Source organism: Halalkalicoccus jeotgali B3 (assembly GCF_000196895.1).
In the GTDB taxonomy this organism is placed as follows: Archaea; Halobacteriota; Halobacteria; order Halobacteriales; family Halalkalicoccaceae; genus Halalkalicoccus; species Halalkalicoccus jeotgali.
In genome coordinates this window covers 287230-310334 of the sequence record NC_014297.1, presented here as the reverse complement: position 1 = coordinate 310334, position 23105 = coordinate 287230, and the positions used below count along the sequence as shown (strand labels likewise).

Genomic DNA, 23105 nt, shown 5'->3' with positions numbered 1-23105 from the left:
CATGAACTCACCCGATACGTCGACGACGATGGACCGATCAGACGAACCGAACTACACCGGACGTACGGATCGACGATGAGCGACCGACTGGACACGCTGTTGATCGGGATCGACGCCGCCTGTCAGCCGGTCTTCGACCGACTCTCGGAGACCGATAGTATACCGCACCTCGAATCGCTTATCGAGGAGGGTGTCAGCGCGCCCCTCGAATCGCAGATCCCTCCCTGGACACCGAGCGCGTGGCCCTCGATGTACACCGGTGTCAACCCCGGCAAACACGGCGTCTACGGGTTCATCGACTTCGAGGGCTACGACTGGAGCGTCGTCACCGCGAACCACGTCCGTGAACACGCCCTCTGGAGGCTCCTCGACGAGCACGACCGGTCTAGCGTCATCGTCAACGTCCCCGTTACTGCCCCGCCCGACGACATCGACGGCGCGATCGTACCGGGCTTCATCGGTCCCGAGAACCCAAGCACCCAGCCGAAGGGGCTTCTGGAAGAGATCCGCGAGGCGATCGGCGAGTATCGGGTCTATCCCAACTACTCGCGGGGTGACGACCGGTACAGCGACGTCGAGAAGATGGAGGAGTACTGCACGCTGGCACGGATGCGTGGGGAGGCGTTTCGATACCTCGTCGGCGAGTACGAACCGGACTTCGGGTTCGTCCAGTTCCAAAAGACCGACACCGTCTTCCACGAGTTCGAGGGCGACTCGGCGAAAGTCCGCCAGATCTACGAGGCGACCGACGAGGAGATCGGGCGCATCCTCGAGGAGTGTGACCCGAAACGGGTGTTCGTCGCTAGCGACCACGGGATAGGGCCCTACGAGAACTACGAGTTTCGCATCAACGAGTACCTCCGTCGAGAAGGGTACGTCGAGGCGACGACCGGTGGAAAGGGGATGCCGTCGTGGAACCCCATCCGCGATCAACTCCGAGAGGGGAGCGAGGAGACCAACTGGGAGCCGGATCGTATCGAGCGGCTCGCCGCGGTGGCCGCGAAAATCGGAATCACGCCCTCCCGTGCAGTCGGAGTCCTCGACCGAATCGGCCTCGGCTCGCTCGCGCGCCGGTACGCCCCTTCGGGCGTGACCCGGACCGGTTCACAGCAGGTCGACTTCCCGGCATCGCGGGCCTACATGCGCGCGCGCACCGAATTGGGCGTCCGGATCAACCTCGCGGGACGTGACCCCGAGGGCGTCGTCCCCCCCGAAGAATACGAGACCGTTCGGGCAGACCTCATCGAACGCCTGCAGGGGATCGACACGCCGGACGGCGATCCGGTGTTCGGCGAGGTGGTCCCACGGGAGGAGTACTTCTGGGGCCCCTATACCGACAACGCGGTCGACGTTCTCACGATCCCCAACGACTTCGAACAGTTCCTGTCGGCCCAACTCCGCACCGAGTTGTTCGGACCACCGACCGAGCCGTGGAACCACAAACTCGACGGCCTGTTCGTCGCCGCGGGCGAGGGTATCGACATCGACGGGGATCTCTCGGACGCGCATCTGTTCGACGTCGCGCCGACGGTCTGCTCGGCGATGGGCGTACCCTACAGCGATCGGATGGACGGTCGGGCCCTACCGGTCGTCGGAGACGTTGGAGCGAGCGAATATCCTGCCTACGCGGGGTCATCGACGGACGAAACCGAGGACGAACGGGTAGAAGACCGTTTGTCGGACCTCGGCTATCTCGAGTAGCCTCCCCCCATCGCACCGGCGGAGACTGTCTGCATGACGTGTTCGGTTTACTGTGTCTGCGGGAGCCCTTCGAGTCGGCTCTTGATGTCGCCAGGAATGTACGAGAGCTGCCAGTTGAGGCGGGCTTCGATCTCTCGCTCGCCCCGGTCGGTCAGAACGTACTTGTTCGTTCGGAGGTCGTGTTTGCCCTTCTTGACCAGGCCCTTGTTCACGAGCGTGTCGAGATTGGGATACAACCGCCCGTGACGGATCTCAGTGCCGTAGTATCGTTCTAGTTCGTCGTTAACGTCCAGTCCTTTCGGTTCGTCGAGGCCAGCGATCACCAGGAGCAGATCACGCTGAAATCCTGTTAAATCATGCATTCAGTATACCTCAGAGTAGAGTATGACAGCGAGGGGTATATAATGGGCCGATGGTTCACGATATTACACCGTCCCTAGGAAACGGGGTTGCGGTGTATCCCCTCGAGGAGGGCCGTACACCGCACTATCGACGAGTACGTTTCGGAAATAACGGTATCATTAAGAGAGCGAGAGACGTTACGCCGAATCGGTTTTAGGTCATTTTACCTATTAATCCCACAGTAAGCGTCTCGAACAGCAAGAACGGATGGTGGCTCATACATCAAGCATTTCGGAGGCTCGATTCGGGTCCGTGGTGTCGGTATCCGAAATCGTGAAATGAAACGTCGAACCGGTGCCGGGTTCGGACTCCACCCAGATCTCGCCGCCGTGTTGTTGGACGATCTTCTTACAGATGGCCAGCCCGATCCCGGTACTCGAGGAGACAGTCCCCGACGAGAAGATCTCGAACACCTCGTCGATCTGGTCGGGGTCGATCCCGACCCCGCTATCCGAGACGGAAAACTGCCACCCGTCGTCGTATTCGGTCGCCGAGACGTGGATCTCCGGCGGGGCTTCCCCGGAGTAAGCGATGGCGTTGCTAATGAGGTTCTGGAACAGTTGACCGAGTTGTTGGGCGTCGCCCTCGACTGTCGGGAGGTCCTCGACGGTGACGTCGGCGTTTTCTTCCTCGATGGCGATCCGGATACTGTCGAGGACGCGGTCGATGACCTCGTTGGGATCGACCGCCTGGAGGGTGATATCGTCGGTCCCGATCCGGGAGTACGTCAGGAGGTCGTCGATCATCCTCCGCATCCGCTCGGCCCCGTCGACGGCGTACGTGATGAACTCGTCGGCGTCCTCGTCGAGCGAGCCCTCATAGCGTCGCTGGATCAGATCGAGGTAGCTGCGGATCATTCGGAGGGGCTCTTTGAGGTCGTGAGAGGCGACGTAGGCGAAGCGCTCGAGTTCGGCGTTCGAGCGCTCGAGTTCCTCGATCGCCGCCTCGAGTTCCTGCTCGGCGGTGATCCGCTGTGAGATGTTTCGTCCGGTCCCGCAGAGATAGAGGTCGTGCTCGCGGGTGTCATAGACCGACTCGCCGACGTCCTCGATCACCGAGCCGGTGAACTCGTAGGGGATGTGACGGTCGTCTTCGGTCACGAGCGTCGCCTCGATCGATCCCGTCTCGTGGTCGGTCGCGACGCGACCGATCGCGTTGCGGACGTTCGGGACGTCCTCGGATGCGACGAAGTCGGTGGGTTGCATCGATTCGATCTCCGCGTCGGAGTAGCCCGTGACCTCGTTGAACCGGTCGTTCCAGCGGAGCATCTCGCCGGTCGGTGAAAAGACGTAAAACAGGTCGGGCTGGGCGTCGAGTGCGCTCTCGGTGAAGGCCTTCTCGCGGCGGAGTTCCTCCTCGATCTCGACGACGTCCGTGACCTCGGTGAGATACCCGTCGAGGTACTCGACCGATCCGTCCGGGTCATCGACGCCGCTGCCCTGCTCGCGGACCCAGCGGATCTCCCCGTCGGCGGTGCGGATGCGGTAGGTCGTCTGGTACTGTTCGTCCTCCGCGAGGGCCGTCTGGACGTCCGCCCGGAGTTCCTCCCGATCCTCGGGGTGGATCACGTCGTCGGTCCAGGAGACCTCGCCGGATTCGAGGCGCTCGCGGGAGTAGCCCGTCAGAGCCGTACAGCCCTCGCTCATGAATTCGACGGGAAAGCCCGTCTCGTTGCGGTAGCGATAGACGACCCCTGGCAGGTTCTTGATGAGGTTCGACAGCGCCTGCTGGCGCTCGCGCAACGCCCGCTCCGAGCGGCGGCGCTGGGAGATATCGCGGGCGATCCCGCAGATGTACTGTGGCGAGCCGTCCTCACGGGCGACCATCGACCCCGTGAACTCGTAAGGCAGCAACCGCCCGCCGCGGGTTCGGATGCGGACGACGGCGGTCGCATCGCCGGTCTCGACGATCTCCGACATCGCCGCGTCCACCCGTTCGTAGTCGGCCTGAACGAAGAAGTCCATCGGCGACATCGACGCGATCTCGTCGTTGGAGTAGCCAGTCACCTCCGTGAGGCGGTCGTTCCAGTGAAGGAACGTCCCCTCGAAGTCGAAGACGAAGAAGATGTCCGACAGCCGGTCCAGAACGGTGTCGATGAACCCGTTCGAGAGTTCGACGCGTTCGGATACCGTCTCCGATCGCGGGTCCTGTACGACGAGCTGGAACTGGTCGTCGCCGATAGGGACGAAGACGTACTGATGGTCCTCGTCGACGTAGCGCTGGATCGCCCCGGTCTGAAGCGCACGCTGTCCGTGTTCGATAAGCACCTCGGGATCGATCATCGACGTCTCAGCGATCGTCGTTCCGACGAGCGCCGCCGCGGAACTGTCGAGCGCGGCGGCCAACCCGTCGCTCACCGACCGATAGGTTCCGTCCCCGTCGATCCGCGCTATTCGGTCGGCCGAACGATCGAGAAGGGACATCGCGACCTCGGGTGGCGAGTCCGAGTTTTCCGCCGAAGATCGGGTCGAACGCACCGCATCGACTAGCGAATCGTCGTCGGCCCGGACGATTGTGGGGGCGTAGGCCTCGAGACAGTCGGGCGTCGAGCGAGGTTCCCGAACGACGACGGTCAAACCGGGCGCGAGCGAGAACAGCCGTTCGATCTCGGGATTGGATTCACAGTCGATATCCCAGATGAGACAGTCCGCCTGCAGGGACGCCAGCCGCGCAATCGCCGCATCGAGCGTCGGGACCGCCGACACCGATACGGGCGGCTCGGTCCGACCCGTCGCCGAAAGCAGTCGCTCGAGCGGACCGGCCGTGCGACCGAGATAGAGGACGTTGACTGGCGACATTGGAGGGCTCGTATCCGTTCATTTACGCTCTATAATACATATACTTTATTATGTATTGAATACAATTTTCTAGATATGAAGGTTACTAGACGGTGATTCCGACGGTTACAGAACCCATAGGAACAGTACATACGTCCGGGAGACACTTTCGATAGTAAACGAATCGATACGTCATGAATCAGGACACAACCACCGCGTGTCGGCGGTCCGAAACCGCCGGCGACGCTCCGTTCGACGCTGGGGACCGAAGATGAGTCCGAAGTCGCTCCCGGACCGAGTCACCGAATCGAGGCGCATCCTCGAGGAGGCAGCCACCACCCACGACATCACGACGGGACAGATGGTGGATCTGCAGGAATCCATCGAATTTCTGCGGCGTCTCGAGACGTCCTTTCCCGGCGGGCGGGGCGATGACTGAGATCGATTCCGAACGCGCATCGGCGGTCGCAGACTGGCCGACGTTTGCGTTGCGCTATACGTTCGATCCCGCCAGCGTCGGACTAGAGGGTCGGTTCGAACCCGACGAGGTCGTCGCGTTCGATGCGACACGGGGGCGGCCCGAGGACCGCTGGATCGCGGCCCAGCGGGGGTCGTACGTCTCGATCGAGGAGAGCCGATGAGCCCGAACCCACCCGTTTGCCGTCCGACCGCCGGCGGTTCAGGTAATTCGAAAAGACGCCGGGACTGGGATTTGAACCCAGAATCCCATACGGGAACACGCTTTCCAGGCGTGCGCTTTACCGTTCGGCCATCCCGGCTGACACCGACTGTACCCGCCGTCGGCGTTTAAACCCTTCCGTTCTCGTCGAACAGAACCGGCTCGGCGAGATACGTCGATCCGGCCGCCGCGAACCCGACGATCGTCGCGACCGTGAATTTCAGCGAGAAGGAGAGGCGCTCGGCCGAGAGCAGTTCGTAGCCCTGAACGAGGACGAGAAAGGACAGCGCCCCGATCGCACCCCACAGCAGGCTCGCCTTCAACCGCGGGTCCATCACTCGGTCGTAGCGATGGCCTCGATCTCGACGGCTGCCCCCTTCGGGAGCGCTCCGACCTCGAAGGCGCTTCGGGCGGGCGGGTTGTCCGCGAAGTACTCGCCGTAGGCCTCGTTTGCCTCCTCGAAATCGGCGATGTCGTCGAGATAGATCGTCGTCTTGAGGACGTGCTGGGTCGAGAGGCCCTCGCTTTCGAGGATCGCCTTGATGTTCTCGAGACACTGGCGTGTCTGGACCGCGACCGGTTCGTCGGCGAGCATCTCTCCCTCAGGTGTGAGCGCGATCTGCCCGGCGCTAAAGAGCAGGTCTCCCGCGGCGGTCGCTTGGCTGTACGCGCCGATCGCCTCGGGTGCATCCGACGTGCTGATGATCCGCTTCATACCCCATTCCTCGAACGGGGCGTTCTTAAAGCTACACCAGGACCTCGACTTCGTACCCGTGCTCGCCCATTCCTGCAAGCAGCTCCTCGACGTGGTCGTGGCCCCGGGTTTCGAGGTCGATCACCACCTCGGCGGCGTTCATCGCGATGTCCCGGGAGGTCCGGTCGTGCTGGATCGCGTAGATGTTCGCGCGGTTCTCGGCGATCACGTCGATCAGTTGGCGCAGTGCCCCGGGCCGGTCCTTCAGCACCGTTCGGATCTTCAGATACCGGCCCGTCTCGACCAGCCCGCGCATGATCACCGTCGTCAGCGTATTGAGGTCGATGTTACCCCCACACAGCGCCGGGACGATCGTCTCGCCCTCGTCGTACTCGAAGGCGTTCGAGAGAAGGGCCGCAAGCGGGACCGCCCCCGCCCCCTCGACGAGCGTTTTCGAGCGTTCGAGCAACGCCGCGAGCGCCACGGCGATCTCCGAGTCCGACACCGTCACCACTTCGTCGACGCGCTCGCGGATCACTTCGAAGGTGTGCTCGCCGGGCTGACCGACCGCGATCCCGTCGGCGATCGTATCGACCGCCTCACGGTACTGGAGCGAACCCTTTGCGAGCGAGTCGGCCATCGTCGCCGCGCCCTCGGCCTGGACACCGATCACCCGGATCTCCCGCTCTTGGGCCTTGAGCGCCGTCGCGATCCCGCTGATGAGCCCGCCCCCGCCGATGGGGACGATCGCGGTATCGATTTCGGGGCAGTCTTCCGCGATTTCGAGGCCGATGGTCCCTTGGCCGGCCATCACCGCCTCGTCGTCGAAGGCGTGAACGTACGTCCGGTTCTGCTCGCGCTCGATCTCGTGGGCGCGTTCGGCAGCGGCGTCGTAGTCCTCGCCGTAAAGCAGGACCTCCGCGCCGTAGCTTCGCGTGGCCTTGAGCTTCGAGATCGGGGCGTGTTCGGGCATGACGACGATCGCGTCGACCCCCTCACGGGTGGCCGCGAGCGCGACGCCCTGGGCGTGATTACCCGCACTCGCGGTGACGACACCCGCCTCCCGTTCGGGTTCGGAGAGCGTCGCGATGCGGTTGGTCGCCCCGCGGATCTTGAACGATCCCGTTCGCTGGAAGTTCTCGAGTTTGAGGTGGACCGACGCGCCGGTCATTTCCGAAAAGGTGTGTGAATACTCCAGGGGAGTGCGCCGCGCCGTCCGTGCGACGCGTTCGCGGGCCGCATAAACGTCCTGAACGTCGAGCATAGCCGGGGCTATGCGGCAGGCGTGGTTAACCGTTTATCCACAAAAATCAGGGGACGGATGGGGAATGCACGAACCGTGTGACGTGCACCTCTACGGGAGGGTTCTAACTATATAAAACCCATCCGTCCGAATGGGAAGTGAAACCGCCGGACTGAACCGATGTGGATGGGGTGTCAGACGGGTGGCGCACGGGTGTCATCCTTTGTGGCCGATTTCGACCTCGTGCGCCGCGAGATACGACCGGACGCGCTCCGCGAACGATCCCGTTCCGGGCCACTCGGCGTCCACGTCAAGCCGATCCGGATCGCCGACGTAACAGTCGGCGTTCGTGCCGTCGGAAACGGGGATCGAAACGCGCGTATAGAGTCCAGAGTCGACGCCCTCATAGGCATCGAGACGGTCGATTTCGTGCGTTTCGAGCAGGCGACCCTCACATTTGCCGCCGGGGACGAGCGTCGGATACCGACCCTCGGTTCGGTGGAGTCCATGGAGAGTTGCTGCGGGGCCGAGGTCGTAGCGGTCGAGCAACTCAGCGACGCGCTCGGGGTCGGTCAGCGTTCCGTAGACGAACACTCGTCTCACGCCCGGAGTTCGGACGCCGAAGGCTTTCGGGTTACGATGGGATCGGGCGTGAGATACACCGACAGGCCACGGCGGGAAGGCTGCCCGTAGCCACTCGTGAGGGTGAAAATGAAAGGAATGGGACGGAACTGTCGTGCATGTGCGCCAGCGAGCGGGCACGACGGGATTCGAACCACGCGACGGCCGGATACGAGATCCGGTACTCTGTCCTGGCTGAGTTACGTGCCCTCACTTCACAGAAATGCGACAGGTAGATATAAATGTTGTGAATCTGACTCGCGTGACGGGTCAGCGCTCGTCGATCGGGACGAACTCCTGGTTCTTGTCGCCGACGTAGCGCGCCCGTGGGCGCATGATCCGGTTGTCCTCGTACTGCTCCGTGACGTGAGCGGTCCAGCCGCCGACGCGCGACAGGGCGAAGATCGGAGTGAACAGATCGATCGGGATCCCCATCTGGTAATAGGTCGTCGCCGAGTAGAAGTCCACGTTCGGGGCGATGCCCTTCTCCTCGGACATGAACTCCTCGATGGCGACGCTGTAGTCGTACCATTTCATCTCGCCGGCCTCCTCCGCGAGCGATTCGGAGAACTCCCCGAGAATGTACGCACGGGGGTCCTTGACCTCGTAGACGCGGTGGCCGAACCCGGCGACCCGGCGACCCGAATCGAGGGCATCGCGGGCCCACTTGACGGGGTCCTTATCGCTGTCGTCGACCTCCTTGAGCATCTCCATGACGTTCTGGTTCGCGCCGCCGTGGAGCCCCCCTTTGAGCGTGCCGATGGCGCTCGTGACCGCGCTGTGGACATCGGAGAGGGTGCTCGCGGTGACCATCGCCGAGAACGTCGAAGCGTTCAGTCCGTGGTCCGCATGCAGGACGAGTGCTGCGTCGAAGGTTTCCTCGGCGATCTCGTCGGGCTCCTCGCCGTTGAGCATATAGAGGAAGTTCGCGGCGTGGCTCAGGTCCTCGCGGGGCTCGACGGGCTCGTCGTCGTCACGATAGCGGTCGAACGCGGCGATGATGGTGGGGATCTTCGCCGTGAGCCGGCGGCTCTTCGCCAGGGTGGCCTCGCGGTCCTCGGGGTCGGTCTCGCCGTCGGGATCGGTGACCGAGAGCTGTGAAACCACCGTCCGAAGCGCGGCCATCGGTTCGGCGTCCGCGGTGGCGAGCGCTTCGGCGGTGGCGAGAACATCCTCGTCGACGGCGCGTTCGGCGACCATCCGCTCGGTGAACGAATCGAGCTCGTCGTGCGTCGGGAGTTCGCCGTACCAGAGGAGATAGAGCACCTCCTCGTAACTCGCCTCCCGGGCCAGATCCTCGATGGCGTAGCCGCGATAGATGAGCGTCCCCTCGTCCCCGTCGATGTGGCTGAGCGAGGATTCGGCGACCAGCACGCCTTCGAGTCCCTTTTTTAGATCGTCGGCCATACCCGGGATTGACGACCATCCCGGTTAAGGATTACCGTTTCTCAGTCGAACCTCTCGCGCGCCGGATCGCGGCCACGGTCGTCAGAACGATCGCGACGAGCGCCCCGGTGGAGATCGCAAGCGTCACCGCGAGGACGCCGAACAACAGCGGCGAGCTCTCGACGCCGGGGGCGGGATCGACGATCCGGATCCGGTAGACGTAGGCCAGCGCCGCAAGGGCGATGCCGACGGCGAGCCCGACCGTTACGTGCCGGCGAACCCCCAACGCGAGCAACAGCCCGGCGAGCGATGGCTTTCGTCGGTCCTCGGTCACGACCGACCGTTCGGGCGCCGCGGGCAAAATCGCGTCGGTCCTCGGAGGCAAGGAGGTGGGTAATCGAACGGCTAAAGAGCGTGGCCCCGCGGTATAGGAGTAATGACGAGCCTCGGAACGGCGACGGCCGCCCCCGGCGAGTTCGACACGGGGCGGCTGGTGGTCGGCGAGACGCGCGATGGCGGCGAGTTCGGGCTTCCGGTCGCGGTGATAAACGGCGCACGGAGCGGGAAGACCCTCTACATACAGGCCGCAAGCGACGGCGACGAACTCAACGGGATCGGCGTGGTCCAGCGGGCCGTCCCACGGATCGACCCCGCGGAACTGGCGGGACAGGTACTCGTCGTCGGGATCGTCAACTACCACGGCTTTCAGGTCGCAAAGCACCGCAATCCGATCGACGACACGAAGATGAACCGGACGTACCCGGGCGACAGCGAGGGCACCTCCTCAGAGCGGATCTCGGCGGCGACGTTCGACGCCGCGCAGGACGCGGACATGATCCTCGACCTGCATCAGGGCTCGACCAGCCGGATGCTCAACGAGGTTCGGGTGCGCTGTGGCACCCGCCACCGGCTCCACGAGAAGTGTCTCACCCTCGCGAAGGTCTTCGGCTGCGGGCACGTCCTCGACCAGAAGGGCCCCGGGGGCCAGCTCGCCCGCGTCGGCCCCGACCAGGGCATCCCGACGGTCGACCCCGAGCTCGGGGGCTGTGTCGGCTGGGACGAAGAGAGCATCGAGTACGGCGTCCAGGGGATCTTCAACGTACTCCGATACTACGGGTTTCTCGATGGCGACGTCGACCCCGAACCCCAGACGCGCGCGACCGATTTCGACCAGTACGGCTCGCCGTCGGGCGGCCTCGTACGCTTCGAGAAGGAACTCGGCGAGCGAGTCTCACGGGGCGAGACGGTCTTTACCGTGCGGGACGTCTTCGGGACGGTCAAATCGGAGGTGGGCGCGGACGGAAACGGGATCTTCTGGCGCTCCCGGCGGCTGCCACAAGTGGCGACCGGCGAGTACGTCTGCTCGGTCGCGACCGGTATCGACACGTACTGATGGCGAGCGACCTGTTCTGTCCGGCCTGCGAGCGGACCTATGCCGCCGGCGTCGACGAACCGTGGCGCTGTTCCTGTGGCGGCCCCCTCGAACTCGCCGATCGACCGCTTCCCGAGGGGCCGCCACCGGCGTTTTCCGAACTCGATACCCGCCGCGGGCTGTGGGCCTTCTCGGAGTTCATGCCCATCTCCCGAGAGATCACGCTGGGCGAGGGGTTCACTCCGCTGGTATCCGCACCCGAGTGGAACGCGGCGTTCAAACTGGAGTACGTCTTCCCGACGGGGAGTTTCAAGGACAGGGGTGCGACGACGCTCCTCTCGCGGGCGGCGGAACTCGGTGTCGAGCGGGTACTGGAGGACTCCTCGGGCAACGCCGGCGCGGCAGTCGCGACCTACGCCGCCCGCGCGGGCATCGACGCCGAGATCTACGTCCCCGCGTCGGTCAAGGCCTCGAAGGTCGCCGCTATCGAGCGGGCGGGCGGGAAAGTGATACGGGTCGAGGGCGACCGTGAGGCGGTCACCGAGGCGTGTATCGACGCCGTAGAGGGGACAGAAACACGTTCCGCCGGAACGGAACGCGGGCGTAGCCCGCGACAGGCTGGCGGGGGCTGGTACGCCAGCCACGCGTGGAACCCCGCCTTCTTCGCCGGGACCCAAACAGCGGCCTTCGAGATCGCTGCCCAACGGGACTGGCAGGTCCCCGACGCCGTCGTCCTCCCGTTAGGTCACGGAACGCTCTTTCTTGGGGTCTACCGGGGCTTTCGTGCGCTTTTCGAGGCGGACTGGATCGACTCCATGCCCAGGTTGCTCGGCGCGCAGGCCGTCGGCTACGCCCCGATCGCCGACACAATTCACGGCACAATCAGGGGTGAAAACGGCCTGGCCGACGGGATCCGGATCCGCGAGCCTGTTCGGGAAACGGAGATTCGCGAGGCGATCGCCGAGACAGACGGGGATGCGATCGCGATCGGAGAGACCCAAACGGAACGCGAACTCGACCGACTCCACCGAGCGGGCTTCTACACGGAGCCGACGTGTGCGGTTGCACCGGCCGCCCTGCGGGAGTACCGCGCTCGGGGCGTCCTCGACGACGGCGACGACGTCGTCGTCCCCCTGACCGGGAGCGGCCTGAAGGCAGTCTGGAGCTGAGGCGGCTGTGAGCAGTTCGCACGCAAGCTCAACCCTTTTCAATGTACTTTCGGATACGTCACTGCACGCTCCGATGAGTACGAGACACTACGTCGAGCAATCGGTGACGGGGACCAAGCGGTTCGTGAACCGGTACGGACTCGGGTTGCTGTTCGCGGCGAACGTCTTCGGCGCGGGATCGGTGTTCATCCTCTCGCAGGCCGGTAGCGACTTCGGCTTCGCACTGCTGTGGGTGTTGCCCCTGGCGTTGCTTGCCGGTCTCGCGATGCACGAGATGTCCGCACGGCTGGCAGCGGCCGACCGGCCGCTGATGGTCTACATCCGCGAGCGAATCGGCGAGACCGCGGCGAAACCACTGGCGGTCGGTATCGCCTTCATCATGCAGTTCTGGAGCGTCGCGAACTACGCGCTCGCGGGCGCGGCATTCGTCTACCTGACGCCGCTTTCGAACCTCTATATCGGGACGATCCTGATGGCGGCACTCGGGATCGCGCTCGTCGAGTTGCGTCTCTATAACCGCATCGAGGGCGTGGTCGCGGCGCTCGTGCTCGCGATCTTCGGGTCGTATCTCGTGATCGTCCTCGGGCTCGACCTGCCGTTGGGCGAGGTCGCGACCGGCTTCGTCCCGTCGTTCGTCTCGGAGTTCGGGTACCTGACGATGGTGATCGCGCTGCTGGGCACGACGGTGTACTACCCGAACTTCTTCATCCAGACGAGCATGTCGGGAACGAAAGACTGGGACGTGGTCTGGAAGTACCGCCGCGATCACACCTTCGGGATGCTCGCGGTCGTCGCGCTGAGCGTCGCGGTGATGGCCGTCGCGGCGATGACGATCCCGGACGGGCGACTGACGCTGACGGCCCCGGGCGAACCGCTGGCGGCGGCGATCGGGCCGTGGGCGCTCGACGTGTTCGTCATCGCCGCGGGCGGGGCCTCCTTTACCAGCGCCACCGGAACGCTGTTCGGTGCGGGCTTTATGGTCCCGCAGGCCTTCGGCCACCGGCCGTTCTTCGGCGAGCGCCCCTTCCGACTGGTCGTCCACGCGCTGATCTGTCTCTCGGTGCTGCTCGCGCTGCCGCTTCTGGCCTTTACCGGCTTTCGACCGGTTACGCTCGCGATCACGATGCCCGCGGTCAACGGCGTGATCGGACTGCCGATCACGGCGATCGCGTTGTACGCCGCGGTCACCCGCTACTTCGACCCCTCGCGGGTCGAGCGGGCCCTCTTCCTCGCGGTCGTGGGCGTACTGTTCGTCGGATCGGCCCTGACCGCACGGGACCTCGCGGGGACGATCGTCGGCTACCTCTGAGCGTCGAGCGCGAGCGCATAGGAGACGATCCAGAGGCCGGCGAGCGCACCCACGGAGCAGACGAAAACGGCGACGAGCGGCGAAAACGCGGCGGTCGGGCCGAATCGCGAGGCGGCGAGGGCCCCGACGAGTCCGATCACCAGCGCCGCGGAGAAAGCCGAGCGGTTCACGAACGGAAGTCGGTGAGGAAGCGGTATAGTTCTTAGAGATCGACGCGATCGAACCGGAGCAAGCCGAGCGCCAGCGGGACGAACGCCCACGCCGCAAGCAACACGAACCCGAACCACGGTTCGGCGACGATCGGAATCCCACCCTCGACGAGACCCTGGCCCTCGTAGGTGCTCGCGACCGCCAGCCCACCCTCGTCGAGGATCGCCCCGAGTGCGGAGCCGTAGGCCGGCCCCGGCGGCAACGAGAGGAACGCGACGTACCAGCCGGGGATCGGTGGTTCGGGGAAGACCGACCCCGAGGTGAGGTACAGCAGCAACTGGGCGAGGACGCTCCAGAGGATCCAGAACAGTGCGAGCAGCCCGAACGCGCCGACCGCTGCGCGGGTGGTCGATTTCGTCATCGCGGAGAGGCCGACGCCGATACAGACGTAGACGAAGCCCAAAGCGATCGTCAGCAGGGTGAAAATGGCGTACTCGACGGGCGAGAACGAACCGGTAAACGCGAAGATGGCGATCATCCCGGCGATGAAGCCGATCAGGATCGAGACCGCCACGACCCCCGTTCGGCCGAGGACTTTCCCCAGGACGACGTCCTGGCGGGTGTGGGGCAGTCCAAGCAGGAACTTCAGGCTGCCGCTCTCTCGCTCGCCGGCGACGGCGCCGTAGCCGATCAACAGGGCGATGATCGGGACCAGAAAGCTCGCAGGCGTCTGGAGGCCGATGATCAGATCGAGCGTATCGCCGGCCTCGTCGCCGAGCAGTCCCGCGACCTGTGTGCCGATATACGCGCCGGCGACGGTAAACAGCACGAAGATAACCGTCAGCGCGATCAGCCCGCGCGAGCGCACGGCGTCCTGAAAGTCCTTTTTGGCGATGGCGATCGCGCTCATGCGGTCGCCCCCGTCGTGTAATCGATAAAGAGGTCCTCGAGCGAGGACTCCTCGGTCTCGAAGTCCTCGACGGTCGCACCGGCCTCCTCGAAGGCCCGGATGACACGCGATTTCACGTCGTCCCGGCAGGTGACGGTCGCGACGGTTCCCCGCGTGGTGACGTTCGAGACACCCTCTAAGGCAGCGACCTGCTCGGTCGCGCCCTCGGGCAGGTGATCGAGTTCGACCACCAGCGTCGTCTCCTCGGTGGTCGCATCCCGGAGCCCCTCGACGGTGTCCTCGGCGACGAGTTGGCCGTCGCGGAGGATGCCGACCCGATCACAGACCGCGTCCACCTGTTCGAGGATGTGCGAGGAGAAGAAGATCGTCGCCCCGCGGTCGCGCTCGGCGCGGATGATGTCGCGCATCTGGCGGGCGCCCGCCGGATCGAGGCCGGTCGAGGGCTCGTCGAGGATCAGGAGGTCGGGTTCGCCAGCGATCGCCGCCGCAAGCGCGAGGCGTTGGGCCATCCCCTTCGAGTAGCCCCCGACCTTCTTGCCGGGCGCATCGGGACCGAGCCCGACCCGTTCGAACAACGCGTCAACGTCGGCGTCGATCCCCTTCGATTCGGTGGCGAACTCGAGGTGCTGGCGGCCGGTCAGCCGATCGTACAGCGAGAACCCCTCCGGCAGGATGCCCGTCCGGCGACGGATCGCCATGCCCTCAGTCTGGGCGTCGTGACCGAAGACGCGGACCTCGCCAGAGGTGGGCCGAACGAAGTCCAGAATCAGGTTGATCGTCGTCGATTTGCCCGCCCCGTTGGGCCCGAGAAACCCGTAGATCTCTCCCTCCTTCACTCCGAGGTCGAGTCCCGAGAGCGCCGTTTCGTCGCCGTAGCGTTTCGTTACGTCCGTCAGTTCGATAGCAGTCACAGTTTGGATCAGCCCGACGTTATCGAACAAAATACATATATCTTGCCGATACCAGTTGTTCAATGATATTATCACTATAATGAAATGAATATCCGGCTCCACACCAGATTGATGTCAATTTCACGTATTGTAGCAGAAGAAATATAGTATATAATTTCTATTCTGAATTTGTAGCAATGAAATATCGTGGCACGCGAATCGGGAACCGAATCGACGTCTCAAGCGGGGGACGGTAGATGGAGCAGTTGCTTTCGGCGCTCGTGTTGATGCAATCGGAACTCCCCGAGGACTTCCCGGTGGACATGGAGACGCTGATGATGATCTCGCTGGTCATAACGCTCGTGTCCGTGGTGATCGGGATCGTCGCCGGGTACTGGGTCTACAAGGACGCCGCCAAGCGCGAGAACAACGGGACGGTCTGGGCGATCGCCGTCGGCCTGTCGTTTCTCCTGTTTCCGATCGGGCTGGTCGTCCCCATTGCCTACTTCGTCCTCCGGAGCGACGAGACGCCGACCGAACCCGAAACCGCGAGCGCAGCGGGCGACTGGTAGCCTACTACTCGGGGTGGGTCGGTCCGTCGAACCCGCCCCGGATCAGCGGTTTCGCGACGTGTCGCCGTGCGGTCGGCGGCACCTCGTACCAACCGATCTCGAGGTCGCGCTCGATCTCGATTCGCTCCTTTTCGGCCGCGCTCGTCTTACAGTCCCGACAGCGATAGCCCTGCTCGCGTCCGGCGCTTTCCATCGTACGCCCACAATCAGGACACCGTGGGTTTCTGTCCCCGGTTCGGTTCAGTTTCCGCACTGCGAACTTCTCGAGTTTTAGCGTCCCCTCCGAAACCTCCCCGCAGACCGTGATCCGATCGCCCGCCCGCAGCGCGCGCACCCGGTCGCGAAACCGTTTCGTGGGCTCGAACGCCACACACCCCAGACGGTCGCCCCCCTCGCCGATCTCCAAAAAGACGTGTCCGCCCCGCCTCGTTTCGGGTGCACGTGAGACTTTCCCATTGACCCGGTAAGCTCGGCGCTCCCGAACCGAGCCGACCGTTCCGTCCCGCAAGTGGGCGTCGGTGCCCTGATTCGTGGTGAAGAGCGCACTGCTCGCGACCGGTTCGCTTTCGATGCCCCCGGCGACCCGCCGAACCGCATCGGGGTTGTCCCCCCGGATCCCGTAGAGGACCGGACCGGGTGTGTGTGGAACACAGACCGCATCGCCGGTCACCTGATCGACCGTGTCCCAGACGCCGGGATACCCGCTCTCGGCGGCCTCGAAAACGGAATCAGGGTCGACTTCCCTCGGTGAGCCCCATCGTTCGCGCTCGCGATACGCGATCAGTTCGTGGGTCCACTCCGAAAAGGCTCGCCCCGCCCCGACCGCCGCGAGCGCGCCGATCCGCCCCCGCCCGCCGGACCAGCCCTCCTGTACGTAGTTCGCGGTATCAGCGAGCGCGAGCGTCTCCGCGAGCGAGAGGCGATCCCGGACCGCCCGTCGAGCGAACTCGGCAACCGAATCCGGGACCGATCCGGGGTCGCCGGGCGCGACCACGAGCCCCGGCTGGGTGTCCGGGTCGTCGGTCACGCTCAGGTCCTCGATCGCCTCGCGGGCGACCTCGAAGGCGGCTTCGGGGTCGCAGTCGGTGTGGACGGCGAGGGCGGCGTTACCCCGCGTCTTGTGCTCTATTGCGGGGTTGAGCCGGACCAACAGGCGTTTCTCGACGGTCGCACCCTCCGCGACGAGCGCGTCGCCAATCACGCTCGTGAGGTACGTCGTACACATCCCGCGCGCCCGCGAGTCGGTATCGTCGAGTCCGACGACGGTCATCGTTGCGTCTACCCGCCGGATCGGCTAACGGCTTTCGTCTCGGGGTGATATATATCGACGGAACGGGCGGTGGAGAAGTGGAAAACGGGATGCTGCACTGTCACAACACATATATGGGTCGAATGACTTATATAGGAATATGTCTCGGTCAGCACTGGTCGGGAACGTGACCGCGATGCTCACCGACGCGGGCTTTGCGGTGAGCGACCGGTGTGCCATTCGCCCGAAGAGCTTCGACATCGCCGCCCGGCGGGGCGAGGACCTGATCCTCGTGAAGATACTGGGTAACGTCGACGGCTTCGACGGCGCGACCGGCGCGGAGATGCGCCGACTGGGGAGCTACCTGAACGCTACCCCCTTCGTGATCGGACTGCGTACTCGCGACGAGGAACTGAAACCGGGCGTGGTCTACTTCCGACACGGCGTACCGGTGTTCAGCCCCGATACGGCGATGGACCTGTTCGTCGAGAACGTGCCGCCGCTTATCTATGCCGCCCCCGGCGGGCTGTACGTCAGCATCGACAGCGACGTTCTGGCCGACGAGCGCGAGAAACGCGGCTGGAGTCTGGGCCAACTGGCCACCGAACTGGGCGTCTCCCGACGGACGGTCTCGAAGTACGAGGACGGCATGAACGCCTCCATCGAGGTGGCGATGGCCCTGGAGGACCTCTTCGAGGCACCCCTTACGAGCCCCGTCGACGTACTCGACGGTGCAGAGGAGGTTCGGGATGCCGACCCCACTCCCGAGGACCCCGACGTCGAACCCGAAGACGAGGGGATCACCGCAGTGCTCACCCGGGCGGGCTTCGACGTCCACCCGACGACGCGCGCGCCGTTCAAGGCCGTCGGCGAGGACACGGGTAAGGGCAAGGAGGAGAGCCTTCTCACCGGCAACTCCGCCTTTACGAAGACCGCCGAGAAACGCGCCCGGATCATGGGCTCGCTCGGAAAGGTGACGCTCACCCGCTCGGTCTACTTCGTCGATAAGGCACCCCGGGAGGAAATCGAGGGGACCGCGATCGTCGAGCGTGAGGAGGCCGAATCGGCCCGCGACGGCGAGGAGCTCAGGGACCTGATCCGCGAGCGCACCACACCCCCCGAGGAGCACGCCTGACCTGCCGGTCGTTCCCGTGATCGAAGCTCGATTAGGCCGCCGAGCCGTAGGTCTCTTCGAGGTACTCGACGATGTCGTCGCTCTCATGCATCCCCTCGACGCCGTGGTCGGGGTCGATGATCATCGGGACCTCGGTCTGGCCGCTGATCTCCTCGACGTCGGTTCGTTCGGCGTGACTCGACGGAACTGAGTGGGTGGTGTACTCGACGCCGAGTTCGTCGAGTTTGCTTTCGACTTTCGCACAGAACGGACAGCCATCGAGCGCGTAGAACTCTATCGGTGCCATCGGTTCCTCTAGACGGGCCTCACTCAAAAGCGACCGGATCAGAGCAACATCCCGCTGGTCTGGACGTAGAAGTACCCCACGAGCGCCGCCGCGAGGAGCCACTGGCCGGGGCGCACCTCCTCGGCGTCCCCGACGGCGCTTTTGATAACCGGGTAGGCGACGATCCCCGCCGCCAGCCCGTTTGCGATCGAGTAGGTAAGAGGCATCACCGTGATGGTAAGGCCCCCGGAGACCGCCCACGCGGGGTCGTTCCAGTCGACGTCGAGGACGCCCTGGAGCATGATGATCCCGACGACGACGAGGGCGATGTAGGAGGCGTAAGCGGGGATCGCAGCGATCAGCGGGACCGCGACCAGCGCGATCAAAAAGAGCCCGGCGACGACCAGCGCCGTCAGCCCGGTCCGTCCGCCCTCCTCGACGCCGGTCGAGGACTCGATGTAGGTCGTCACCGTCGAGGTGCCCAGCATCGCACCCACCGTCGTACCGATCGCGTCGGCCATCAGGGGTTTCTCGATCTCCGGGAGGTCGCCCTCCTCGTCGAGGAAGCCGCCGAACTGTGAGACACCGATCAGCGTCCCGGCGGTGTCGAAGAAATCGACGAAGAAAAAGGTGAACACGACCAGCACGAAGGTCAGCGGATCGACGTTCCCTAGCCCGTCGAGAAACGCACCCGCCAGCGGCGTAATGTCGTACTGGGGGCTCGCGAGCGTCTCGGGGGTGACGACGCCCCGCTCGAAGACGCCCGCGAACGTGAGCGCCCATCCAAAGAGCGTAGTGGCGACGATCCCGATGACGATCGCCCCCTTGATCCCGCGCGCCCAGAGGACGAACGTGACCGCGAGGCCGAGGACACCCAACCCGGCGACGGGACTGGCGGCGATATCGCCCAGGGCCACGAGCGTCGATTCGTCCGCGACGACCAGTTGCATCTCCTGGAGGCCGATGAACAGCAGGAAGATCCCGATCCCGGCCCCGACCGAGAACTTCACGGGTTCGGGGAACAGTTCGATGACGTACTTTCGCGCGCCGACGGCGGTGATGGCGATGAAAATCAGCCCCTCGACGAACACCGCCGCCAGCGCGGTCTGCCATGGGATCCCGAGCCCGAGGACGACGGTGAAGGCGAAAAAGGCGTTGAGCCCCATCCCGGGTGCGAGCGCGAACGGGCGACGGGCGTAGACGGCCATCACGAGCGTCGCGACGAAGGCCGAAAGGATCGTCGCGATGGCGATCATCTGCTGGACGTCCACCGTCGAGTAGCCCTCGATCGCGATCGCCTCGGCGAGGATCACCGGGTTGACCAGAATGATGTACGACATGGCCAGAAAGGTCGTGATCCCCGCGATGGCCTCGGTCCTGAGGTCGCTTCCCTCCCGCTCGACGGCGAAGTACGAACGCAGGCGTTCACCAGTCCCCATGATACACGAGTGAGCATAGCGCGAAGGCATTATTTAAGTATTTTCGTCCGTATTCGCGGGAGGTATGCATCGATACGGATAGGGAACGGTCAGTCGAGTTGCGAGAGGGCACCGACGGGCGCGTCGGTCTTCGCTTCGGCGCGGTCGATCCCCTCCTCGCCGGCGGCGATCAGCGCGAACACCCCGCCGACGCGGGCGTCGGACTCGGCGGCGATATCGAGCAGGAGTTCCTGGGTCTCGCCCGAGCGGATCAGGTCGTCGACCACCAGTACGGTGTCGCCCGCCGACAGCACCGAGGTCGGCAGGTAGTAGGTGAGTTCGATCCCCGAGTCCAGCCGGTCGCGGGCCTCGATGAACTCCTCGACGGCCGTCTCCTTGGACTTCTTGGCGTAGGCACACCGCGCGTCGAAGTATCGTGCCATCGCTGCGGCGAGCGTGATCCCGTCGGTCGCGGCCGTCAGCACGACGTCCGGCCGGTCGAACCCGAAGGACTCGGCGACGACCGGGGCGAGCAGGTCGAGAAAGGGCTGGTCGAAGACGATTCCCGAGTTGTCGACGTAGCCCTCGCCGTCGAGTTCGATTCGCGCGTCGAGTTCCGCCGCGAGCGTCTCGTAGCCGACGCCCTCGATCACCTCGCGGGCGCGCTCGGTCCCGGGTAGGACGTGGCCGTTGACGTACCGGTTGAGGTCGCCCGCGGGCAGGCCCGTCAGATCGGCGAGTTCGTCGTAGGTCCGAGTCTCTTTCAGCATTCCGAGCACCGAGACCGCCTGCAACTGGAGGGCGGCCTTTTCGGCTCTGTTCATACTCGAACGGTGATCTACACGAACTTGAACAGTCCGAATCGGCTTCGGGAAAAAACAGGCACGGAGGCGGATACTACCGGTCGAGCAGTTCGCTCGCCGTGAGCAGCGCGTCGAGTTCGAGGTCGTGGTCGGCGAGCAGCTCGCGGGCGCCCTCCTCGCGGTCGACCACGACCAGCACGCGCTCAACGCGGGCACCGGCCTCCCGGAGCGCCTGGGCGGCGTCGACGGCGCTTTGCCCGGTCGTTGCGATGTCCTCGAGGACGAGCACCTCCTCGCCCTCCTCGAGAACGCCCTCGATCAGGTTGGCGGTGCCGTACTCCTTCTGTTGCTTGCGCGCGATGACGTACGGGAGGTCGGTCTCGACGCTCGTGACCGCTACCAGAGGAACGGCCCCGAGGGCAACGCCCGCGAGTTTCGGCTCGTCGATCCGCTCGGCGAAGGCCGTCGCGATCAACGAGAGACAGCGTGGGTGGGTCTCGAAGCGGTACTTATCGACGTAGTAGTCACTCGTCCCGCCGTGGGAGAGTTCGAACTCGCCGTACTGGACGGCGTCAGCCTCGCGCAGTGCCGCGATGAGGTCCGTATCGGCCATGGTCGGAGTCTCGCGGGACGGATCAAAAGGGGTGCGGTCCGAAACTGCCGTCGACAGCGGGTGCATGATGTGTCCCGACACCGGCGTCTCACCAGAATAGCCGACGCCCGACAACGACGGTGATTGTCACGAGAACAAGACCGCCGAGGAAGGCAACGCCGGCCGAAATACTCCGGAACGTCAGGAACACGATCCGCGAGTACAACGTGAACAGCCCCACAAGCGCGAAAAGGGCAAGCGCGACACCGACGACCCGCCGTAGCCGAGTTGCGATCATGGCCGCAACCACGTCAGCAGTAACTGTAGAGGCATATGACGTATGTGTTTCACTCTAACAGAACGGTTCTGGCTATCGTGAAATCGCATGAGCGAAGCGAGGAGGCTCAAGAATGGCCACGAGAAATCGGAAGGAGCGAGCGGGCACGATGGGATCGCCGCGAGCGAATCGAGTGGCGTTATGGAGCGCCCGTAAGCGACTGAAAGGAGCGAACGGGCACGATGGGATTCGAACCCACGACCGTCGGATGTCTTCCCCCGGCGCTGGCGCACCGAGGATAGAAGTCCGACGCTCTATCCGGACTGAGCTACGTGCCCTCGAAACCTCGTTTGCGGGCCGAGTTGAAAAGCTAACGGGATCGGAACCGTCGGCGACCGACGGGAGCGAGGCGTTTTGAATGTCGCTTTTGCGACGAGGGAACAGTCGAACCGTAGAACGGTGCGAAGGACAGGCTTAACCGCCGACCGCGTCTATCGCCGCCGAATGCGAGTCATCGGAACCGTCGGCCTGCCGGGCAGCGGGAAGGGCGAGGCCGCCGCCGTCGCCCGCGAGGAAGACATTCCCGTCGTCACGATGGGCGACGTCATCCGCCGGGAGTGTCGCGAGCGGGGGCTCGACCCCGCGGACCATCACGGCGAGGTCGCGACGGCGCTGCGCGAGGAGGACGGCCCGCTGGCGATCGCCGAGCGTTCCTTGCCGCTGATCGAGGAGCGCCTCGAAGGGAGCAGGGTCGTTCTCGTCGACGGGCTTCGCTCGGGCGCGGAGGCAGAACGCTTCGAGGAGGCCTTCGGCGAGGCCTTCACCCTGATCGCGGTCGAGGCGCCCTTCGAACTCCGCGAGGAACGCCTCGACGTGCGCGGCCGGGACAACCCCGAGACCGAACCGCTGGAAACCCGCGACGAGCGGGAACTGGGCTTCGGGATGGGCGAGGCGATGGCGCGCGCGGACGTGACCATCGAGAACACCGGCTCGCTCGCGGCGTTTCGCGAACGGATCGACGAACTGCTCTCGGAGGCACGACGATGATCTACCGGGTCGAGGCCACCGTTCGGGTGCCGGTCCGTGACACCGAAGTCACCGACAGGGTCAAAGACGCCGTGGGGAACCTGTTTCCGAACGTCGAACTCGAAACAAAAGAGGGGGAGGTCATCGGGACGACCCACTCGCTGGATCACTTTTCGGAACTGTTGCACCGCCAGGAGATCCTCGACACCGCCCGCAACGAGTTCTTCGCCCGCCAATCGGGACAGTACTTCTCGTTTTCGCTGAAGAAACAGGCGGCCTTCCAAAGCGTCGTGAACTTCGCGGTCGGCGAGGAGAGCGAGTTGGGGGAGATCGACGTCGAAGTCCGCGTGGACGATCCCGGCGTCGAGGCCTACATCGACCACATCGCGCCGCCGACGGAGGACGGCCGGCCGGTCGAACCGGACGGGTAGCGGGCGGAGCGGGACGGCCCGGCGACGTCGGCCC

At 64.7% G+C, this 23105-nt stretch carries 27 protein-coding genes and 3 tRNA genes; 10 read left to right on the top strand and 20 right to left on the bottom strand.

All coding sequences use genetic code 11. From position 1 onward, the window contains the following. The first annotated feature begins 75 nt into the window (after positions 1 to 75). The gene (locus HACJB3_RS01550; protein WP_008418632.1) at positions 76 to 1701 is read left to right on the top strand and encodes an alkaline phosphatase family protein; all 1626 of its coding nucleotides are present in this window, start codon (positions 76 to 78) and stop codon (positions 1699 to 1701) included. 47 nt (positions 1702 to 1748) lie between these two features. Here HACJB3_RS01550 and HACJB3_RS01545 read toward each other — a convergent pair whose 3' ends face one another. Both HACJB3_RS01545 and HACJB3_RS01540 read right to left on the bottom strand, forming a co-directional pair. Beyond that, the gene (locus HACJB3_RS01545; protein ID WP_049934203.1) at positions 1749 to 2063 is read right to left on the bottom strand and encodes a helix-turn-helix transcriptional regulator; all 315 of its coding nucleotides are present in this window, start codon (positions 2061 to 2063) and stop codon (positions 1749 to 1751) included. Between the two features lie 255 nt (positions 2064 to 2318). After that, entirely contained in the window at positions 2319 to 4901 is a 2583-nt protein-coding gene (locus tag HACJB3_RS01540; protein WP_008418635.1) for a PAS domain S-box protein, read from the bottom strand. A 250-nt stretch (positions 4902 to 5151) separates the two neighbouring features. Between HACJB3_RS01540 and HACJB3_RS20070 the strand changes: the two genes are divergently transcribed. Both HACJB3_RS20070 and HACJB3_RS01535 read left to right on the top strand, forming a co-directional pair. Further along, complete coding sequence (locus HACJB3_RS20070) at positions 5152 to 5319, top strand: hypothetical protein (protein WP_008418637.1); 168 nt, start codon at positions 5152 to 5154, stop codon at positions 5317 to 5319. Next, a complete protein-coding gene (locus HACJB3_RS01535) occupies positions 5312 to 5521 on the top strand; it encodes a hypothetical protein (RefSeq protein WP_008418639.1) in 210 nt (69 codons plus the stop codon). Before HACJB3_RS20070 ends, HACJB3_RS01535 begins: the two co-directional genes overlap by 8 nt. A 56-nt stretch (positions 5522 to 5577) precedes the next feature. Here the strand turns inward: HACJB3_RS01535 and HACJB3_RS01530 are convergent. The 8 genes from HACJB3_RS01530 to HACJB3_RS01495 form a co-directional block, all read right to left on the bottom strand. Further along, positions 5578 to 5659 (bottom strand) — tRNA-Ser (locus HACJB3_RS01530). Between the two features lie 28 nt (positions 5660 to 5687). Further along, positions 5688 to 5894 carry a hypothetical protein gene (locus HACJB3_RS01525; RefSeq protein ID WP_008418641.1) on the bottom strand — a complete coding sequence of 69 codons (207 nt, stop codon included), beginning with the start codon at positions 5892 to 5894 and terminating at the stop codon, positions 5688 to 5690. Next, positions 5894 to 6274: a Rid family detoxifying hydrolase gene (locus HACJB3_RS01520; RefSeq protein ID WP_008418643.1), complete on the bottom strand. Its 381-nt coding sequence runs from the start codon at positions 6272 to 6274 to the stop codon at positions 5894 to 5896. Before HACJB3_RS01520 ends, HACJB3_RS01525 begins: the two co-directional genes overlap by 1 nt. Before the next feature lie 31 nt (positions 6275 to 6305). After that, a complete protein-coding gene (gene ilvA, locus HACJB3_RS01515) occupies positions 6306 to 7517 on the bottom strand; it encodes a threonine ammonia-lyase (RefSeq protein ID WP_008418645.1) in 1212 nt (403 codons plus the stop codon). Positions 7518 to 7712: 195 nt separating this feature from the next. Beyond that, positions 7713 to 8090: a gamma-glutamylcyclotransferase family protein gene (locus tag HACJB3_RS01510; protein WP_008418647.1), complete on the bottom strand. Its 378-nt coding sequence runs from the start codon at positions 8088 to 8090 to the stop codon at positions 7713 to 7715. Between the two features lie 161 nt (positions 8091 to 8251). Further along, positions 8252 to 8327 (bottom strand) — tRNA-Arg (locus HACJB3_RS01505). 60 nt (positions 8328 to 8387) lie between these two features. Then, positions 8388 to 9524 carry a citrate synthase gene (gene citZ / locus HACJB3_RS01500; RefSeq protein WP_008418649.1) on the bottom strand — a complete coding sequence of 379 codons (1137 nt, stop codon included), beginning with the start codon at positions 9522 to 9524 and terminating at the stop codon, positions 8388 to 8390. Between the two features lie 31 nt (positions 9525 to 9555). Next, positions 9556 to 9837, bottom strand: coding sequence for a DUF7536 family protein (locus HACJB3_RS01495; protein ID WP_238532784.1), 282 nt, complete (start codon positions 9835 to 9837; stop codon positions 9556 to 9558). A gap of 102 nt (positions 9838 to 9939) precedes the next feature. Between HACJB3_RS01495 and HACJB3_RS01490 the strand changes: the two genes are divergently transcribed. From HACJB3_RS01490 to HACJB3_RS01480, 3 genes are all read left to right on the top strand, one after another. Next, positions 9940 to 10896, top strand: coding sequence for a succinylglutamate desuccinylase/aspartoacylase family protein (locus HACJB3_RS01490; RefSeq protein ID WP_008418652.1), 957 nt, complete (start codon positions 9940 to 9942; stop codon positions 10894 to 10896). Continuing rightward, on the top strand, positions 10896 to 12044 hold the full coding sequence (locus HACJB3_RS01485) for a pyridoxal-phosphate dependent enzyme (RefSeq protein WP_008418653.1): 1149 nt from the start codon (positions 10896 to 10898) through the stop codon (positions 12042 to 12044). Before HACJB3_RS01490 ends, HACJB3_RS01485 begins: the two co-directional genes overlap by 1 nt. Positions 12045 to 12117: 73 nt before the next feature. Next, positions 12118 to 13353 carry an NRAMP family divalent metal transporter gene (locus HACJB3_RS01480; RefSeq protein WP_008418655.1) on the top strand — a complete coding sequence of 412 codons (1236 nt, stop codon included), beginning with the start codon at positions 12118 to 12120 and terminating at the stop codon, positions 13351 to 13353. Here HACJB3_RS01480 and HACJB3_RS01475 read toward each other — a convergent pair. The 3 genes from HACJB3_RS01475 to HACJB3_RS01465 are packed head-to-tail and all read right to left on the bottom strand — an operon-like array spanning position 13344 to position 15324. Continuing rightward, complete coding sequence (locus HACJB3_RS01475) at positions 13344 to 13523, bottom strand: hypothetical protein (protein WP_008418656.1); 180 nt, start codon at positions 13521 to 13523, stop codon at positions 13344 to 13346. The genes HACJB3_RS01480 and HACJB3_RS01475 overlap by 10 nt on opposite strands. A gap of 32 nt (positions 13524 to 13555) precedes the next feature. Continuing rightward, positions 13556 to 14413, bottom strand: coding sequence for an ABC transporter permease (locus HACJB3_RS01470; protein ID WP_008418658.1), 858 nt, complete (start codon positions 14411 to 14413; stop codon positions 13556 to 13558). Further along, a complete protein-coding gene (locus HACJB3_RS01465) occupies positions 14410 to 15324 on the bottom strand; it encodes an ABC transporter ATP-binding protein (protein WP_013199333.1) in 915 nt (304 codons plus the stop codon). Before HACJB3_RS01465 ends, HACJB3_RS01470 begins: the two co-directional genes overlap by 4 nt. A gap of 236 nt (positions 15325 to 15560) precedes the next feature. Between HACJB3_RS01465 and HACJB3_RS01460 the strand changes: the two genes are divergently transcribed. Next, the gene (locus tag HACJB3_RS01460) at positions 15561 to 15875 is read left to right on the top strand and encodes a hypothetical protein (RefSeq protein WP_008418662.1); all 315 of its coding nucleotides are present in this window, start codon (positions 15561 to 15563) and stop codon (positions 15873 to 15875) included. Positions 15876 to 15879: 4 nt separating this feature from the next. Here the strand turns inward: HACJB3_RS01460 and HACJB3_RS01455 are convergent, their stop codons facing one another. After that, the gene (locus HACJB3_RS01455) at positions 15880 to 17145 is read right to left on the bottom strand and encodes a tRNA(Ile)(2)-agmatinylcytidine synthase (RefSeq protein ID WP_008418664.1); all 1266 of its coding nucleotides are present in this window, start codon (positions 17143 to 17145) and stop codon (positions 15880 to 15882) included. Between the two features lie 139 nt (positions 17146 to 17284). On the opposite strand from HACJB3_RS01455, the gene HACJB3_RS01450 reads away from it, so the two are divergent. Next, positions 17285 to 18259 (top strand): transcriptional regulator, encoded by a 975-nt coding sequence (locus tag HACJB3_RS01450; protein ID WP_008418666.1) that lies wholly within the window; start codon positions 17285 to 17287, stop codon positions 18257 to 18259. Between the two features lie 31 nt (positions 18260 to 18290). Here HACJB3_RS01450 and HACJB3_RS01445 read toward each other — a convergent pair whose 3' ends face one another. From HACJB3_RS01445 to HACJB3_RS01420, 6 genes are all read right to left on the bottom strand, one after another. Next, positions 18291 to 18545, bottom strand: a complete 255-nt coding sequence (locus HACJB3_RS01445; protein WP_008418667.1) for a glutathione S-transferase N-terminal domain-containing protein — start codon at positions 18543 to 18545, stop codon at positions 18291 to 18293. Positions 18546 to 18583: 38 nt separating this feature from the next. Next, on the bottom strand, positions 18584 to 19963 hold the full coding sequence (locus HACJB3_RS01440) for an NCS2 family permease (RefSeq protein ID WP_008418670.1): 1380 nt from the start codon (positions 19961 to 19963) through the stop codon (positions 18584 to 18586). Between the two features lie 89 nt (positions 19964 to 20052). Next, the gene (locus tag HACJB3_RS01435; protein ID WP_008418672.1) at positions 20053 to 20766 is read right to left on the bottom strand and encodes a phosphoribosyltransferase family protein; all 714 of its coding nucleotides are present in this window, start codon (positions 20764 to 20766) and stop codon (positions 20053 to 20055) included. Between the two features lie 73 nt (positions 20767 to 20839). Then, positions 20840 to 21358, bottom strand: coding sequence for an orotate phosphoribosyltransferase (gene pyrE, locus HACJB3_RS01430; protein ID WP_008418674.1), 519 nt, complete (start codon positions 21356 to 21358; stop codon positions 20840 to 20842). 88 nt (positions 21359 to 21446) lie between these two features. Next, the gene (locus tag HACJB3_RS01425) at positions 21447 to 21635 is read right to left on the bottom strand and encodes a hypothetical protein (RefSeq protein WP_238532783.1); all 189 of its coding nucleotides are present in this window, start codon (positions 21633 to 21635) and stop codon (positions 21447 to 21449) included. A gap of 213 nt (positions 21636 to 21848) precedes the next feature. Continuing rightward, positions 21849 to 21952 (bottom strand) — tRNA-Arg (locus tag HACJB3_RS01420). A gap of 166 nt (positions 21953 to 22118) precedes the next feature. Between HACJB3_RS01420 and HACJB3_RS01415 the strand changes: the two genes are divergently transcribed. Next, entirely contained in the window at positions 22119 to 22661 is a 543-nt protein-coding gene (locus HACJB3_RS01415) for an AAA family ATPase (protein WP_008418678.1), read from the top strand. Continuing rightward, on the top strand, positions 22658 to 23071 hold the full coding sequence (locus tag HACJB3_RS01410; RefSeq protein WP_008418679.1) for an RNA-binding domain-containing protein: 414 nt from the start codon (positions 22658 to 22660) through the stop codon (positions 23069 to 23071). Before HACJB3_RS01415 ends, HACJB3_RS01410 begins: the two co-directional genes overlap by 4 nt. The last annotated feature ends 34 nt before the right edge of the window (positions 23072 to 23105 follow it).